Source organism: Leisingera sp. XS_AS12, from assembly GCF_041224635.1.
Classification (GTDB): domain Bacteria; phylum Pseudomonadota; class Alphaproteobacteria; order Rhodobacterales; family Rhodobacteraceae; genus Leisingera.
The window spans coordinates 15,494-32,538 of record NZ_JBGFGM010000044.1; the positions used below are offsets into that span (position 1 = coordinate 15,494).

13 protein-coding genes and 2 pseudogenes are annotated in these 17,045 nt (G+C 60.6%); 4 read left to right on the forward strand and 11 right to left on the reverse strand.

Features of this window, described 5'->3' with window-relative positions; genetic code table 11:
* Positions 1 to 178 precede the first annotated feature (178 nt).
* Positions 179 to 1,434 (forward strand): annotated as a pseudogene (locus AB9K35_RS01030) (IS3 family transposase).
* 540 nt (positions 1,435 to 1,974) lie between these two features.
* Positions 1,975 to 2,640, forward strand: a complete 666-nt coding sequence (locus AB9K35_RS01035) for a TetR/AcrR family transcriptional regulator (protein WP_369924049.1) — start codon at positions 1,975 to 1,977, stop codon at positions 2,638 to 2,640.
* On the opposite strand, the gene AB9K35_RS01040 is transcribed toward AB9K35_RS01035, so the two are convergent.
* From AB9K35_RS01040 to dctP, 10 genes and pseudogenes are all read right to left on the reverse strand, one after another.
* A complete protein-coding gene (locus tag AB9K35_RS01040; protein WP_369924050.1) occupies positions 2,624 to 4,291 on the reverse strand; it encodes an amidohydrolase in 1,668 nt (555 codons plus the stop codon). The two genes, AB9K35_RS01035 and AB9K35_RS01040, sit on opposite strands and share 17 nt — an antisense overlap.
* A 61-nt stretch (positions 4,292 to 4,352) precedes the next feature.
* Positions 4,353 to 5,375: an extracellular solute-binding protein gene (locus AB9K35_RS01045; RefSeq protein WP_369924051.1), complete on the reverse strand. Its 1,023-nt coding sequence runs from the start codon at positions 5,373 to 5,375 to the stop codon at positions 4,353 to 4,355.
* A 46-nt stretch (positions 5,376 to 5,421) separates the two neighbouring features.
* The gene (locus tag AB9K35_RS01050; RefSeq protein WP_369924053.1) at positions 5,422 to 6,222 is read right to left on the reverse strand and encodes an ABC transporter permease; all 801 of its coding nucleotides are present in this window, start codon (positions 6,220 to 6,222) and stop codon (positions 5,422 to 5,424) included.
* A complete protein-coding gene (locus tag AB9K35_RS01055; protein ID WP_369924054.1) occupies positions 6,215 to 7,126 on the reverse strand; it encodes an ABC transporter permease in 912 nt (303 codons plus the stop codon). Before AB9K35_RS01055 ends, AB9K35_RS01050 begins: the two co-directional genes overlap by 8 nt.
* A 4-nt stretch (positions 7,127 to 7,130) precedes the next feature.
* A complete protein-coding gene (locus AB9K35_RS01060) occupies positions 7,131 to 8,207 on the reverse strand; it encodes an ABC transporter ATP-binding protein (protein WP_369924056.1) in 1,077 nt (358 codons plus the stop codon).
* Between the two features lie 264 nt (positions 8,208 to 8,471).
* Positions 8,472 to 9,295: pseudogene (locus tag AB9K35_RS01065) on the reverse strand (transposase).
* A gap of 359 nt (positions 9,296 to 9,654) precedes the next feature.
* Positions 9,655 to 11,217: a M81 family metallopeptidase gene (locus AB9K35_RS01070; protein WP_369924058.1), complete on the reverse strand. Its 1,563-nt coding sequence runs from the start codon at positions 11,215 to 11,217 to the stop codon at positions 9,655 to 9,657.
* A 4-nt stretch (positions 11,218 to 11,221) separates the two neighbouring features.
* The gene (locus AB9K35_RS01075) at positions 11,222 to 12,481 is read right to left on the reverse strand and encodes a TRAP transporter large permease (protein WP_369924060.1); all 1,260 of its coding nucleotides are present in this window, start codon (positions 12,479 to 12,481) and stop codon (positions 11,222 to 11,224) included.
* Between the two features lie 29 nt (positions 12,482 to 12,510).
* Positions 12,511 to 13,023, reverse strand: a complete 513-nt coding sequence (locus AB9K35_RS01080; RefSeq protein ID WP_369924061.1) for a TRAP transporter small permease — start codon at positions 13,021 to 13,023, stop codon at positions 12,511 to 12,513.
* A 169-nt stretch (positions 13,024 to 13,192) separates the two neighbouring features.
* On the reverse strand, positions 13,193 to 14,194 hold the full coding sequence (dctP, locus tag AB9K35_RS01085) for a TRAP transporter substrate-binding protein DctP (RefSeq protein ID WP_369924063.1): 1,002 nt from the start codon (positions 14,192 to 14,194) through the stop codon (positions 13,193 to 13,195).
* Between the two features lie 97 nt (positions 14,195 to 14,291).
* Here dctP and AB9K35_RS01090 point away from each other — a divergent pair, with 97 nt between their 5' ends.
* Complete coding sequence (locus AB9K35_RS01090; RefSeq protein ID WP_369924064.1) at positions 14,292 to 15,179, forward strand: LysR family transcriptional regulator; 888 nt, start codon at positions 14,292 to 14,294, stop codon at positions 15,177 to 15,179.
* 599 nt (positions 15,180 to 15,778) lie between these two features.
* On the opposite strand, the gene AB9K35_RS01095 is transcribed toward AB9K35_RS01090, so the two are convergent.
* Positions 15,779 to 16,675, reverse strand: a complete 897-nt coding sequence (locus tag AB9K35_RS01095; RefSeq protein ID WP_369924068.1) for a LysR family transcriptional regulator — start codon at positions 16,673 to 16,675, stop codon at positions 15,779 to 15,781.
* A gap of 85 nt (positions 16,676 to 16,760) precedes the next feature.
* Here AB9K35_RS01095 and AB9K35_RS01100 point away from each other — a divergent pair.
* The coding region (locus AB9K35_RS01100) for a CoA transferase (protein WP_369924065.1) at positions 16,761 to 17,045 on the forward strand (285 nt) is incomplete at its 3' end.

Sequence of the window (17,045 nt, forward strand, 5' to 3'; positions counted from 1 at the left end):
TTGAAGCAAGTCTAGCGCGCCGCTTTACACATACTGCGGCGCGCGTGTTTTTGATTTCACCTGCCAACTTCGCGGCTACCAGAAGCCAATGTTTTCCATGCAGCAGTGAGGGTCTCAGTGAACCTGAACCGCACCGGGTCTGCCGGAGGCTTCAACTCCTGATTAGGATGAAGCCACAATGAACAAGATAACAAATAAATATTCTCCTGAGGTCCGCGAGCGTGCAGTGCGTCCGGTGCTGGACAACCAGGGCGAACTTCGCCCCCACTGGCAGGCAATCATGTCGATCTTCGCGAAGATCGGCTGTTCCGCGCAAACGTTAAATGAGTGGGTCAAGACGGCAAGAGTCGACAGCGGCAAGCGAGCGGGCGTCCCGATAGATGTGGCCAATAAGATAAAGGCACTGGAGTAGGAGAACCGTGAGCTGCGCCAGGCGAACGAGATCCTCCGCAAGGCGTCGGCGTATTTTGCGACGACGTAGCTCGACCGCCGTTCGAAGTGATTGTGTCATTTATTCGCTGCCCGGCAGCGCATACGAGCAAGCGCGAGAGGGGACATGCACCGCGGTGAGCATGGGGTCCAGCCGATCTGCACCGTCCTGCCGACAGCCCCGTCTACGTATTACGAACATCTGGCGCAGCGGGCCGATCCGGCCCGGTTGTCGGACCGTGCCCGATGTGACGCGGCATTGCGGCCCGAGGTCCTGCGTGTATTCGAAGGCAAATGGCGGATTTAAACTTGCGGGAGATCTGGCGACCGTGCAGCGGGAGGGTTTCACTGCTGCCCGCTGCACGGTCGCCCGGCTGATGACGAGCATGGGTATTCAAGGCATCATCCGGGGCAAGCCGCACAAAAAACCACGGTGACCGACAAAAAGGCCTCGTGCCCGCTGGACAAGATAAACCGGAAACTCCGTGTAACCGCGGCCAACATGCTCTGGGCCAGAGATTTCACCTATGTCGCCCCCTGGAAAGAGTTCGCCTATGTCATCTTCGTTATCGATGCCCATGCCCAAAAGATCGTCGGCTGGCATTTCAAATCCCAGGTTCGTTTTCGACGCAATGGAGCAGGCTGTTCACGAGCGGCGGTCGACGAAGGCAATGGGACTTGTTCGCCATTTTGACCGCGGCAGCCAAAACCCATCGCTCAAATACAAAGCGCGGTTGAAAGGAGCTGGTATCGAGCTCTCTGTCGGCAGCTGTCGGAGACAGCTACGACAATGCCCTAGCCGAGACGATCAATGGTTTGTTCAAGGCCGAGGTCATTCGTCGCCGCGGTCTTTGGCGCAACTTTGAGGCAGTGAAATACGCAACCCTCGAATGGGTAGACTAGTTCAACAACCGCCGTCTGCTTGAACCGATCGGGAATATCCCGTCGGCAGAAGCAGAGGCCAATTTCCGCGCCACTCTGGAAACTGAGGACATTACCGCGTAAATAACTGAAATCAGTCTCTGGCAAACCCGGTGCGGTTCACACCCCAGTTTCGAACGGCCCATGGACATGCTGTGTTCAGCCTCGATCGGCGCGGTCTTCTGCCTGAAAATTTTCCGCTTAGCCTGCAAAAGCCGCGACCGGCATCCTATGCTAGAGCTTTGTGGCCGCATGTGTCGAGGACCATGTCTAGGTCTACGATCCGCTTTGTACCAATGACCGGCTGCTTCTGGGCATGAAGGGCAGCGTCAGCGAGTTAGAGCTTGGCGTCTTGCGCATGCACATGGTTGAGGCGGGTGTTTCGCAAATATATCCGCAGACCGGACGCAAGTTTCTTACCGGACACAGTTTTCCTGCCTGCATGCGGAAATCAGCAAAGTGCTTGCCTCCGGTAGTAGGCTCGCACGCAGGCGGCTGAAACCGAGGTGGGCACAACCGCCCTACCCCCAGCCTATCCGTCCAGGCTGGCTTGCTCGCGCAGCTTTCAGGCAATAAGTTGCGGGCTCCAGTCGTCCCTATGAACCCCCAAAGTGTTTGCAAGCATTGACCAGTACCAGCCAATCCAAGCTAAGCCTGAGGGCTCTTAATCAGGCGCAGCGGCGCGCAGCAATCCTGTCTGCTGCGGAAGAATTGTTCCTTTGTAAGGGGATCGATGATACCCTGATGTCCGAGGTTGCGGCCCGTGTCGGCGTCTCCACCCCAACCGTCTTTAACTATTTCGGCACCAAGGTCGAGCTTCTGCTGGCAGTTATCATGAAAGCGCATGACGCCGCCCGCGAACGGGTGGAACACAAACGCGCGACATGGCATGGCGATGTGCCCAGCGGCGTCGTCAGTATTCTGCAGGTTTTTTCCGGGATCTCGCACCGGATCTTGTCCAAGCAGGCTTGGCGGTATGCAGAGGCGACAAATATCAGCCATCCGCAATCGGAATTCGTACAAGCCTACCAGAAAATAGACGCACACAATACCGCCCTGCTGCAAGCATTTCTCGCCGAGGCTCTACCGCCGCGGTTTAAACAAACAGGCACAGCCGAGGTGCTGGCCCGGACGCTCTACAACAACTGGCTAGCCCGATTCATTGCCTTCATCCGCGATGACGGGCAGAGCGTGGACAGCTTCCACGCTCTTGTCCGACAGGATGTCCATGAACTGTTGGGGTTGCTCCTGGACGGAAGCGCCCCCAGTCAGTTTACGCCTCCCAAGTAATTCGGCCGCCGCACAGCGTCGCCGCAGTGCGGGCCTGATCTAGCGTCTCCGGTTCCATCGCTTCCAGATCGTGTGACATCACCACCACATCCGCCATCATGCCCGGTTTCAGCTGCCCCTTCCGGCGCTCGTTAAACTCTGCCCAAGCGTTGCCCGCGGTATAGCTTTCCAAGGTATCCATCAGGCTCTGCGCCTGGCTGCACCAAGGGGCTTCCAGTTCCAGCGGCGCCACCGCCGCCTTGACCGAGCGCATAACGTCTACCGGGATCACCGGCCAGTCGGTGGAGAAGATTACCCGGGCGCCGCTCTCTCGAATTTTCTGGTACGCATAGGCTAGGGAGATCTGCTGCCGGTGCAGCATCGCCCCAACACCGCCGGGCGGGAAATAGCCGCCAAAGGGCGCGTGGCCAGGCTGAATCGACGCCAGCACTCCCAACTCCTTGAACCGGGGCAGATCATCCGCGTGCAGCACCTCGATATGCTCGATCCGGTGGCGGCTGTCCCGTGCGCCATTCGCAGCGCGGGCCGCCGCATAACCGTCCAGCGTCCGCCGCACGGCGAGGTCGCCGATCGCGTGAGTGGCGATCTGCAACCCCATTGCGTCGGCGCGGATACAAGCAGCGTTGAAATGCTCCGGCTCGAAAACCGCATCGCCGATGTGATCGGTACCGGGATAGGGCTGCAGCATCAGTGCAGTGCCGCTTTCGACCACCCCGTCCATGAACATCTTGACCCGGTTGCACCACACCATGTCGCTATTGAAGCGCCGCCGCATCTCCTCCGCTTCGGCAAATCGATCCAACGGATCCGGACTTTTATAGTGAAACGGCACCTCGGTGCGGCACAGCAATGTGCCCTCGGCTTCCATCTCGGCCAGCAGTTCCAGCTGATAGAAATTGCCGTCCATGTTATGCAGCCCGGTGATGCCGTGGCTGGCGCAATGTTTCAGCCCCTGCTCCAGCGCCGCCTTGTCCAATGCCCGCTCCGCTGCGGTAGCGGGCGGCTGCGGGTCGGCGCCGGTCACCAGCCCCATCATGTCTCGGCCCGCGTGGCGGGTCATGCGCAGCACCGGCGCATAGGCCGAGGGCTCCTGCAGCTCGCCGGTGGCCAGCCCGTCTGCGCTCATCACGATCTGGGCGCCAGCTTCCACCGCGCCGCCGCGTAAAAGCCCCGCGGCCTCCAGCGCCTCTGTGTTGGCCCAGATGGTGTGGTGATCCGGCGCAAACATCGCAAAGGGACGCTCCGGCAGCACCCGGTCAAGCGCCTGCCGCGTGGTCCTGAGGCCCGGCCCGAGGATCGCATAATCGGCCTGCACCGCGAAGACCAGCCGGTCCTGCGGGTGGCGGGCCGCCCATTCGCGCACCTTGGCGGTCAATGCTGCCTCCCCCTGCACCCCGGTGAGGTCCAGACAGCCAAGTTCGACCGAGCCGCCGAACAGATGCACGTGGCTGTCGATGAAGCCCGGCAGGACGGTAGCGCCGCCGGCGTCGATTACGCGGCTGCCGGGGCCGACCAAAGCGCGAATTTCGGCGGTGCTGCCGACCGCGGCGATCCGCCCGTCTGCGATGGCGAGCGCCTCGGCCCGCGGGCAGGCGCTGTCAAAGGTGATCAGGCGGCCGTTCAGGATTATTGTTTCAGGGGGCAGGGTCATCAAATGCTCCGTCGGGAATACGCCGCGGCCGCGCCAGACGGGCGGGCCGCGGCGGGTCACGTTACTTCTTCACTTCGGTCCAGATCTTCGAGTAGATCCGCTGAACCTCCGGCGGGCAGGCCTTGGCGACATAGCCCGCATTCATCAGCGCCTCGGGGATCACCACCTCGGGCGCTGACGCCATCACCTCGTCCATATGCGGTTCGGACCCGGCAATGCCGTTGGCATAGCGGGCAAAGTTCGACAGCATCGCAGCGTTTTCCGGCTCCATGATGAAATTCAGGAACAGCTTGGCATTTTCCACGTTCTGCGCATCCGCCAGCACCGCGGCGTTGTCCATCCAGATCGAGAAGCCTGTCTGCGGGTAGCCGAACGCCACCTCCTCATTCTGCAGCCGTGCCCTGAACGAGGCGCCGTTCCAGTTCACCCCGGCCGCGAGGTCGCCCTTGGCATACTGCTCGATATTGCCGTAAGCCATCGACAGCCAGTGCTCCTTGGCCTCGACCAGCTTGTCGCGCACCTGCACCAGCACTTCCTTGTCGGTGGTGCATTGCTCGCCGCCCTTGTAGTGGATCGCCATGCCCATCACGTCGAGCATCTCGGGCACCACGTTGATCTTGCCCTTCAGCTCTTCCGGCGGGTCAAAGATCAGCCCGGCGCTGTTCACGTCACCGCCGTAAACCCCGGTGTTCACCGTCACGCCCACAGTGCCCCACAGCCACGGCACCGTATAGGCGCGGCCGGGATCGAACTCCACATCGACCCAGCGCGGATCCATGTGCTGGAAGTTCTCCATTTCATTGGGATTGGACTGCATTAGCAGTCCTTCCTCGATGAAGATCGGCACATAGGTGCCCGAGGGTACAACGATGTCGAAGCCGTGGCCGCCTGCCTTGATCTTGGCCAGCGCGGTGTCATTGCTGTCATAGTCGGTCAGGGTGACATCGACGCCATGCTCCTGCTCGAACTTGTCGATCAGCTCTGGACTGGTGTAATTCCCCCAGTTGTAAATGTTGAGTTTGCCCTCGGCCCAGGCCCCGCCCGGAACCGCGGCCAGCGCTGCCGCTGCCAAAATTTTTCTCATTCTTGTTCCCTCCTGTTGGGTTTGCAGTGTTATGCCGCGCGGCCGGTCACTTACGGGTCCGGCTTAGAAAGAAGAATGCAGTCACCATCAGCACCGAGACCGCCAGCAGCGCGCTGGAAATCGCGTTGATCTCGGGGGTGATCACCCGACGCAGCTGGCCCAGCATGTAGGTGGGCAGGGTGTCCTGTCCGGCCGATTTCACGAATTCGGTAATCACCACGTCATCCAGCGAAATCACGAAGGCCAGCATGGCCCCGGCCAAGATCCCCGGCCACAGCTGCGGCAGCGTCACCCGGCGGAACACCTGCAGCGGCGTGCCGTAAAGATCCGAGCCCGCCTGTTCCAGGCTGAGGTCCATCCCCTGCAGCCGCGCCCGCACCGGCATGAAGGCAAAGGGAATGCAGAAGGCCGAATGCGCGAGGATCAGATAGCCCATGCCGGTATAGCCGGTGGCCTGTTTGACCGCGGCAAAGACAATCAGCAGCGAGACTGCGGTGACAATCTCGGGCACCATCAGCGGCTGATTGACCAGCGCAAACACCAGCGACCGGCCGCGCCAGGGTTTGCCGCGGGTGGTGGCGAGCGCCGCCAGCACCGCCGCTGAGGTGGCGACCGCCGAGGCAGCTGCCGCAAGCCCCAGCGACCGCAGCGTCGCCTCCTGCACCCGCTCGTTCTCCCAGGCGGAAGCATACCAGCGCCAGGAAAACCCTTCCCAGATCGCGATCGAACTGCCCGCATTGAAAGAATAGGCCACCAGCAGCAGTATCGGCAGATACAGCAGCACGAAACACAGGATCGCGATGCTGTTGAAGCCGGGCTGGCGGCGCACATCAAACCCCTTAGCCATGAGTCTCGTCCTCCGCTCCGGTTGCACGCACGTAGAAAACCAGCGCCACCATCACCACCGCCAGCAGCGTCAGCGACAAGGCCGCGCCCAAGGGCCAGTTGCGCAGCTGGCCAAATTGCAGCTCGATCAGGTTGCCCAGCATCAGCTGCTTGCCGCCGCCCAGCACCCGCGGGATCACATAGGCCCCGAGGCAGGGTACGAAAACCAGGATCGAGCCCGCGACCACACCCGGCTTCACCAGCGGCAGGATCACCCGCCGCAACACCTGCAAGCGCGAGCCGTAAAGGTCGTAGCCGGCCTCCACCAGGCTGAAGTCCAGCCGCTCCATCGAGGCATAGACCGGCAGGATCATCAGCGGCAGATAGACATAGGTCATCCCCAAGAGCAGCGAGAACTCGGTGAACAGCATCTGCACCGGCTCGTCGATCACGCCCAGGGCCATCAGCAGCGTGTTCACCGTGCCCTGGTTGCGGATCAGCTCCATGATGGCAAAGGTGCGGATCAGCAGGTTGGTCCAGAACGGAATCATGATCAGCAGCATCCACATGTCGCGCTGATGCGGCGGCCGGGTGGCGATGAAATAGGCCGTCGGCACCCCCAGCAGCATGCACAGCAGCGCGGTCAGCAGCGACAGCTTGACCGACCGCCACAACACGGCCAGATGGGCATCGGCCAGCTTCAGCTCCTCGGTGAAGAAGTCCCGTTCAGCGACCACGTTAAACCAGGACTGCAGCGTGAACTGCCACTCCACCCCGCCGTAATCTCCGGGCGTGAGAAAGGAATACAGCACCACCACGATCAGCGGGCCGCTGGCGGCAAGGGTCAGAAGGATCAGCGCGGGGCTCAGCAGCAGCCAGCGGCCGCGCTGGCCCCGGCGTCTGCGTGCGGCGGAAAGACTGGCCATCGCGTCAGTCCCTCAGAACCTGGCCGCAGCCGGGGGCAAAGGCGATGCCGACGCGGTCGCCGGCCTGGCACGGCTGTTCCCGCCCCGGCTGGTTCTGTTCCCGCACCACAAAGCTGCCGCCGCAGTCGAGGTCGACATGATACTGGGTGCCGGTGCCGAAATAGACCACCTGGCGCAGCGATCCGGGCAGCAGGCCGCTGTCCGCCCCGTTGATCACCGCGTGTTCCGGCCGCACCGCCAGGGTGACCCGGCCGCCCGCGCCGCCCGACCCCGGCGCAGCCCGCGCGGTGATTTCGGCGCCGGACCCCAGCCGGATACTGGCGGCACCGCCCTTTGCCGACAGCAGATCCGCCTGCAGGAAATTGGTGTCGCCGATGAAATCCGCCACAAAGCGTTCGGCCGGCTGGTCGTAGATCTCCCGCGGACTGCCGATCTGGCGGATGGTGCCCGCGTTCATCACCGCGATACGGTCCGACATCGCCAGCGCCTCCTCCTGATCGTGGGTGACAAAGACAAAGGTGATGCCGGTTTCATGCTGCAGCCGCTTCAGCTCCAGTTGCATGTCCTTGCGCAGCTTGAAATCCAGCGCCGACAGCGGCTCGTCCAGCAGCAGCACCCGCGGCCGCGGCGCCAGGGCCCGCGCCAGCGCCACCCGCTGCTGCTGCCCGCCGGAGATCTGCCCGGTCTTGCGGTCCGCCATCGGAGTCATCTGCACCAGCTCCAGCATTTCCCCGACGGTGGATCTGATCTCGGCCCGGGACCGCTTCAGCATTTCCAGGCCAAAGGCGATGTTCTCGGCCACCGTCATATGCGGAAACAGCGCGTAGTTCTGAAACACCGTGTTGACCGGGCGCTGATGCGGCGGCTTCGGCAGCAAATCCTCGCCATCCAGCAGCAGGCTGCCGCTGGTCGGGTCATGGAAACCGGCAATGGTGCGCAGCAGCGTGGTCTTGCCGCAGCCCGAAGGGCCCAGCAGAGTGAAGAACTCGTTCGGCTGGATCGTTACGGAAACATCGTCCAACGCCGTGAAACCCGCCTGCCCTTCCCCGAATACTTTGCTGACGTTCGCGATCTCGATCATGCCTACGGTCCCTCGCTGGTCTCTCTGCCGCCCTGCGACCGGAACGGCACGGAACTGACTTTATTGCGCACGTTTTGAAACCAGTACGTTCCTTGGCCAGAACACGGGACTGGGATCCAACGCTCATCGGAAAGCTTGCGTTTTGATCAAATTATTTGTCAATAATTTTTTATCGAATAAAAAATAATTATGCACCCGTTGATCAAAGAGACATTCTTGCAGAACTCCCTTCTCAAAGCCCGATTACCCTTGCTCACTCAGAGCTTAGGCGATGCGGATGTGGATTTCGGTGGCCTGGCGGCTAGGGTTTTTAGCTGCGATGCGTTCTCCGAATGCCTCCAAACAGCGCATCTTGACCTCAATCGGGCTCCGGGGATAGTACGCTGTCCAGCATTCTCAGGAGGCCCGGTTGTAGTACCGGTTGGCGCGCAAGGTTTTGTTTCAGATCTGCGCAATCGGGCAGCTATTTTGTACGGTCGGCCGTTCTTGCCCGTGGGATAATCAGGACGGAGCCACGCCCGATGATGGCAAGGGGCAACGGCGAGTGTCATAAGCTCCATCTGCGGTCACACGGCTGGTAACTGCGTCGTTCGGAATCTGATCGAGCCGGTCCGGCGGGACCGGACTGTCACCGTCTCGGCTGGGGATGAATTTAACAGCACGAATATCGGACGTGCCAACATTCATCGCAAGACGCACCTGGCGCCATCGACGCCGCCCCTGAACGCCATGCTTGCGGACCTGCCAGTGGCTATCGGCAAGGAACTTGATCCCGGTGTCGGCCACGAGCAGGTTCACCGGCCCATCGGCGCAACCTCAGGGGATCTAACCCAACCTGTCCAATTGCGAAAGATTGGCGGCGATCCCGGTGGTCTGCCGGAGGAGCCGCTTAAACAGAACCATGATCGACAGGCAGAACTGGATCGCCGCTTTCAAGAAGACCAAGGACGCCCGGCCCGCCCTTTGTGCGGTGCGAGCCAGGTCATCATTTTAAGTATCCGGGTCGGGAACGAACTGCGCTTCCTGAGCGCAACGTTGTAACAGAACCAATTCGCCCTGCGGCGGCAGGGATATGCGAACCTTTCCATTTGCCCCTTTTAACCGCATAAATTTGTAGCGCGGCTTCATAGCGTTCAGAGCTCTGCAACAACGCCGTTGAGAGCACAAAGGCCTCGACAACCGACGCGAAGGGGTACATGGACAACACGGAAGCGGAAAAAGGTCATATGCCGATTAAAGCCTCCGATCTAGGCACCAAGCTTGCCCACTGCCCACGACCAGATCAGCACGATCTGCCGCCCCCGCAGCTTTCGCCTTTCCAAGCTCTCCTACCGCCTCACCAAAGCTGAAGCATTCGACCTGTGGGGCGGATATGGCTGAACGCCATCCACCCCAAATTTCAAGCCAAGTCCGGAAACTTGGCACCCCCTCTCCTGCTGTTAAGGCTTCAACGCTTATCACTCTGGCACACTATTTTGCCGTTTACAGGGGCGTCTAGGCCATCAACTTGACCTAATTTGCGAGTGCTTTCCGGTGACAGGCGCAAGTCCGGACGGGCTTTGCGAAATTGCAATCGGGACGGGTCGACCGGCGCGATGCCAGGCGCGTCAACAAGATCGATGCGAGATGCGATTGGTGAGAAGTCCGCGCGGAAATGAGTCGAACTTTTGATCACCAGCACCCCCAGATTTTTGGGTTCGAGACCCACATGCCGCAGAACGGACTGATCGGCGGTTTGGGCCGCGTGCGAGCCCAGCACGATCCGAACGCGCTCCGGTGTTTCGATCACGGCCATCCGGCCGAAATTGAACTGGAGCCCGCGAAACATCGGTCCGGTGGCCATGAACGGCCCGTCGGCCAGTGCAATGACACATGCGTCGGTCTCAAACGGTCTGGCGCCCGGCAGCGAACCACCCCCGAGCCGAAATCGGCCCGAACGTCCGATACCGAGCTCGTGGGCTACATTGGCGGCCCCGGCATCGATCAGGGTTGCGAACACAGCACCCGCGGCGCCAGCATTCACCAAAGCTTCGAGCAAGCCCACCGTATCGCCGGGACCGCCGGCGCCGGGATTGTCCTGGGTGTCCACCAGAATGATCGGACCCTCAGAGCCACTTGCGTCCCGCAGCGCGCGTGCAACCGCATTATCGGGTTGCAGAACCTCGGGCATGAAGCCCGGTTCGTTGCTCGACGCCCACGCGGTTAGCTGATCCGCACAGGCCGCGGCGATCTCGGCGGTTTCGGCGTAGGCGAAGGCCGCAGGTCCGACCTGATAAATGTCCGAGAACGGGAAACCGGCGGCGAAGGCGCAGCCGACAGCGCCCGGATGGACCTCCAGCGTGTCGGGAACAACTGTCCGGTACAGCGTCGAAGCCGGTTCCACATCGGTGCAGCCGCCGTTCAGCGGGATCAGGAAATCCAGCTTGCGGAACGCTTTGGCCGGCCGTGTCCCGCTGTCGATCATACCCAACAGTTTTTGGGTCACCCGGGCACCGGTTTCCGCCATATCGGTATGCGGATAGCGACGGTAGGCATCCATAAAATCGCCAAGGTCCACCATCTCTTGCGTGACGTTGGCATGAAGGTCGAGCGACACGGCTATGGGGATTGTTGGACCGACAATCTCCCGGATCCTGCGCAGCACCTCGGCGTCGCCGTCTTCGAAATCCTCGGACACCATCGCACCGTGCAGTTCGACGAAGATGCCATCCAGCGGCCCGGCAGCCCGCAGCCTGTCGCAGATGTCGCCCAGGATGCTTTCAAACGCGCTCCGCGCCACTGTCCCCGACGGGGTGGCAAAGCACCAAAGAAGCGGAACGATGTCAACCCCGGCCTCTTGCAGCGTGGCAATGGCTCCGCCGATGGGCAATACCGACCCGGCAAGCTCAAGCACATCAGCCCCGGCTTTCAGACCCGGCAGATCCTTTTGCCGCTCGAAATCGGCCCGGTCGGTGAGGGCTGGGAGAAAAGTGTTGGTTTCGTGCTGAAAACCGCAAACAGCAATTCGCATTATGTTACCCCATGACCAGTTTAGGAAGCCAAAGTGCCAGACTCGGCACCAGCGCCAGCATTGCCACACCGCCAATCAGGATCAGCCAGTACGGAATGGTCGCGCGTGCTATCTCTCCGATGCCGGCCTCACCCTTGGTGATAGACGACAGTACGAACAGGTTCGGTCCAACCGGCGGCGTGATCATGCCGATCTCGATCAAAACGGTGATGAGTACGCCGATCCAAATCGGGTCAAACCCGTAGCCGACCAGCAGCGGAGCCACAAAGGGTGTCGACAGCAACAGAAGCGAGATGCCGTCAAACAGGCAGCCCAAGATCAGGTAGAACAGCACGACCGCCAGCAGAGCTTCGTATTTGCCGAGATTGAATCCGAACAGGAAGTCCAGTGCCTGCCTGGGAATGCCGAGGATGCCGATCGCCTGCTTCAGGATCACCGCTCCGGCGATCACGAAAATGATCGCACCGAATTTCAGCATCGTGCTCAGCACCGTCTCGACCAGAAGGTTCCAGTTCAAGGTTCCGACGGTAAAGCCAAGCGCGAGCGTAAATACCACACCGAACCCGGCGGCCTCGGTCGGCGCGGCCAGTCCGGCATAGAGCGGGCCGAGGATCGACCCCATCAGCGCCACCAGCGGCCAGATCTGTACGAGGTTGCGCAGGATCTCGCCCAGCGTGGGCTTGGGGCCTTCGTGTGGTGTTGTTTCCAGATTCGAAAGCGAGACAATTGCGATGAAGACCATAAAGGCAAGGCCAAGCAGCAATCCCGGTACGACGCCCGCGAGAAACAGCCGGGCGATCGAAACTTCCTGCATCGCACCATAAAGGATCAGGGCGATGCTCGGCGGGATCAGCAGTCCGAGCGTGCCGGCGCCAGCGAGGCTCCCCAACACCGCCCGGCGGTTATAATTGCGGCCTCGCAGCTCCGGATACGCCGCCGCGCCAACGGCTGCGGCAGTCGCTGTGCTGGTGCCGCTGACCGCTCCGAACAGGATGCAGACGGCCACGTTTGTATGCAGCAGCTTGCCGGGGATGCGCTGGAACAGCGGCGCCAGTGCGCTGTAGCTACGCCTGCTAAGGCCGCTGGCAAAGAAGAGGTCGCCAACCAGAATGAATATCAGCACTGATGACAGGGTGTATTTGGTAAAGTCGTTCCAAAGGGTTTCGGCCGCCATGACCGCGGCACCACCCGCAAAGAAGTGCAGCAGAAGCAGCCCGGTTCCGCCGAGCACGCAGCCCAGCAACGTACCCGAGAGCGCCAGCATCAGCAGGCTGCCTGTCAGTGTTCCCCACATCACGTGGTCTCCCTGTCTTTGACATTGATAAGGTGGCGGCGGTCGTTACCGGAAACCGCTCCGAGAAGGACGATGGCCAGCATCGTTGCCAGACAGACCGGCGCCAGCATCATCCACGGGTAGAGGTCGAGCCGTGTTATTTCGGACTTTGCACTGATCTCCCGCGAGAACTCGGCGTTTTCGATCCCCATGGCGACCAAGACCGCAAGCATCCCGATCAGCGCCAGCGCGGCGAACACCCGCAGAACCGCGTGCAGCGACTTGACTCCGATTGCATCAACGAAATCCATGCGGATATGGCGACCTTCCCAAGCCGCAGCCGGCAGGCTGAGAAAAGCGGCCGCATAAAACAGCAGGCCGACCACTTCTTCGGTCGCATTCCAAGGACTGCCTAGGGCGTAGCGCATGACCGATGCAGCAAACACCATCAGCGAGAGCGTCACCCCTGCCAAGGCCGCCAGCCAGAGCTGAATGCGGGCCAGCCAGAACAGTGCGGTATCAAGGTAAGTCATGGGTGATCTTCTCTGTTTTGGAACCTGGTGAAATTAAAAGTAAATTGACTGTCTCAGCCGCCCTTTTCGGAGAAGCCCTTTGCCGTGTTTCGTGGGTGCGTCTGACAGGAGGTTGCACACGGCAGAGGATGCGCGGTTCTTTGCACCGCGCACCGATCTTCCGGAACAGTTACTTGGTCAGCAGATTGTAGGCCTCGACCGATTCCGGCCCGGCCTTTTCGGCCATCTCAAGCCACACTTCGCGCGCCGTGGTCACGATCTTGGCAAGGTCTTCGTCGCTGAATGCAGGGAGCTGTGTGAACCCTTGTTCTGCGCGTGCCTTGCGAGCCTCTTCCTTGCCTCCGGCCTTCTCCAGTTCGGCCCGCAACGAATGCTCTGAAATCCACTGCCCAGCATCGCGGATCGCCTTCCGCTCCCCATCGGCCAGCCCGGCCATCTTTCTGGAGCTGATCCCCAACGCCACCGGGATCGAGGCGAATGGGAAGATGTAGCTTTCGTTTGGCGCAACTTCGTCCAACGACATCAGCGGCGCAACTTCGCCGAGGTAAATGGTGCAGTCGATCACACCGGTCTGCAGCGCCACATACATCTCGGTCTGCGGAATGATCTGGGCGGAAATGCCGAGGCGGGTAAAGGTTTCCAGCTGGTGGGCGGTCCAGACGCGCAGCTTCTTGTCCTTCAGCCCTTCCAGAGTACTGACCGGTTCCTTGCAAAACAGCGAGACGTCGAACAAGGGCGGCTGCACGTAGCCGACATATTCGATACCCCATTTGTCGAAGGTCTGCTGATAGATCCCTTCAATGACCGGCACAGCCGCCTCATGGGCCGCAAAATTACTGATCGCGCCCTCGACATAGGCGGCGGTAATAGTCGGCGCGTCGCGGTTGTAGTAAGGGCCATATACCCCGCCGGCCCCGACGAAACCGCGCTTGAGGTGACGCAGAAGATCGGAAACCTCGATGCCAAGCGAGCCGGGGTAGTTCATCTGGAATTGAACATCCCCTCCGGACAGCTCCTCCGCCTTCGCTGCGAAGTCGCGCATATAGGCCGAGCTTGGCCGCTTTTCGCTGACCGGCGAGAAGAATGTGAGCTCGTCGGCAAAAGCGGAGCCAGCAATCACCGTGCTCCCGGCAATACCCACGACCACCTTGAAGAAATCCCGTGCGCTCATGTTCACCTCCCTGACTGAACCTGTTCCGACGCTTTTAGCAACGCAGCGAGACAAAAAATACTTTCCATTTTTCCACTAGCGATGCATCTATGAATAGATGGAGTCCGCACAAAGATACCGAGAAATCGGCGCCTTCCTCGGGGTTGCCACTACCCTGAATTTTACCAAGGCGGCCAAACGGCTTGCCGTTAGCCAGCCGACCCTGAGCCGTCTGGTTGCGCGGCTGGAGGATCAGTTGGGGACCCCGCTGTTCCACAGAAGTTCGCGGCGTGTCTCGCTGACCTCCGCGGGATTAGCGCTCCTTAGGGAGATCGAAGGGGTCGACGGGCGCATCAATCGGGCGCTTGAGATTGCCAGGAAAACCGCGATGGGGGATCATGGTGAAGTCCGGATTGCCTATAATTCGTTGCCCATCAATTCGGATCTGCCCCGGCGCCTTCGCGAGTTCCAATCCGAGCACCCGGATGTGACCCTAACACTGGCCCTGCAAACCTCGGCAGCTCAGCTCGATAACTTAGCCGCGGGAAATATCGACCTTGCCTTCGGATCCGTGGCGACACGTCGTGCAATCTTTGAAAGCTGCCTTGTGTCCGAACACCGGATCGTTGCCGTTCTGAATTCGAACGACCCTCTTGTGTCCAAACCCGACCTGCGCCCGGCCGATCTTGCCGCACGTGCATTGATCCTCGGGAATCCGGACAGCTGGATCAGTTTCAACCCCCTCGTTGAAGCCTTTCTGGTCCGCTTCGGCCTGGATCGGAACCCGGTATACCGGGCTGAGGATTTCGAGAGCATCTGCGCGATGATCACGGTCGATTTCGGTATCGGGTTCTTTATCGAAACGCCCGAAGCGATGATGCGGCGTGGCCTAGTCACCCGCCCGGTTCAAGGGTTGGAAGCAACAGTGCCCATACTTTTGAACTGGCGTAAGAATCTGTCGAACCCATCCGCTCGTCGGCTCATCGAGTTTATTCAGGACGGCTGACGTGCGCCACTTGAAGGCCGCGTTTCCAAATTGGCTCAGAGCAATCCATCGAAGGATTCTCACAAAGGCTGGAGGGAAGTCGGGTCTCAGGTCAGCCAAGAAAGCGGGCGTTCCGCCGGACGCTATAACTGCGATCCTGCAGTCAACCTACTCAGCACTGCCAGACGAATTACAAGCGGTTGCTCGCCTCTCAGATGCCGTTGTGGGCCAACGTCAAGACGATGCTGAAGCTAGGCCAAGGTCCCAGATGCTTATGGCGAAGCTGGGTTGATAGAAATCAGTTTCGCGATGAATGGAGCTGCGCTTTTGCACGGTATCAAGAGGTCAATGGGGTACGCAACGATTTGCGACCTTCAGACGCTTCGGAAAATTGGCTGAATCCGATAGCCAGCGAGGTAAGCTGACCTTGGCGCACGTGCAGCGAAAGCTCACTTTATCCCGCGCCGCTGACCTTCGAAGGTGGTCGGCGGCTGCACCTGCGGCGAAGCCATCGCTGCACCCGGCTCGAATGTCGCGATTGGTCCAGTCGTGAAATGCTAGCGATAGAAACAAAGACGCAATTTATACTGCCGCGGATTAACGCTGCGACCTCTTGGCGCTCAGGTCGCCGGGTTGAAATAGGCTTTGGCAAAGGCGGTAAAAGCCTGGGTGATGGGCCGCTTGAGCGCCGCGCCGCGATGAGCAAGGGCTACCTGATGCAGCGGCGGGCGGCCGTCGAGTGGAACCCGGATCACTGGACTGCCATCATAGCACGGACCGTCTGGCAGGTCGGTTGCCAGCAATCCAACACCAAACCCGTTGGCCACCATTGACCGCAACATTTCTATCGAACCGGTTTCGTGCATCACCCGCACCGGAACACTTGTATTCTGCAACAGAGACAGAAAATAGCCCCGACTGTGGGGCAGGTTCATCAGGATGACCGGCTCCTGTACCAGATCCTCGGAGCAAACGCTGGGTTGCTGTGCTAACCTGTGCCCCTTCGGCAGCAGGGCGTAGGGCTCCACGGCCATCAGAGGCGTGATGACAAAATCCGACGGAATGCCGAAATCGTACAGCAGCGCCATGTCAATCCTGCCTTCGCTGAGCCAATCGAACAGCGTTTGCAGGTCGCCTTCAAGAATGCGGACTTCGGCGTCAGGGCGGGCGTCCAGAAAGCGGCGCACCAACTGCGGCGCATAGCGCGGGCCGAGCGTTGAAAACACCCCCAGATTCAGGAATTCCGGCGTGCTCTCGCCGCCGCTCAGCACCCAGCGGGCTTGTTTTTCCAGTTCGCGCAGCTGTGCAAGCTTGTGTTGACCGAACGGGGTCAGCTCCATCCCGCGGCCTGGGATGCGGATAAAGAGCTTCTGTCCAAACACTTCCTCGCAGCGCGCAATAGCCAGCGAAACCGAGGGCTGGGACGTGTTCAGCGTACGGCTCGCCGCGGCGGTGCTGCCGGTGTCCGCAACCGCCAACAGGATTTCAACCTGGCGGAAGTTCAATGGTATATTCATTTTTGTATACCCTTCATACGCGTCACGTATTTCTGAATATATCCAATTGGACGCTATCCTCCAGCAAGCAACTGATGGGGGGCGCATGTTCGAAGATGGCAAAACGGCAGGCCGCAGGCCGCTGGAGGGGGTCCGGATCCTGGACTTTTCCCGGGTTCTGGCTGGGCCCTATTGTACGGCGCTGATGGCCGATCTGGGCGCGGAGGTGATCAAGGTCGAGCCGCCCGCAGGCGATGACTACCGCCACATCGGCCCCTTCAGGGACGGCGAGAGTCTGCTGTTCCAATCGGTGAACCGCGGCAAGAAATCCATCGTTCTGGATCTGAAATCCGAGGACGGCGCGGCGGCGGCGCGGGCGCTGGCGGCGGAG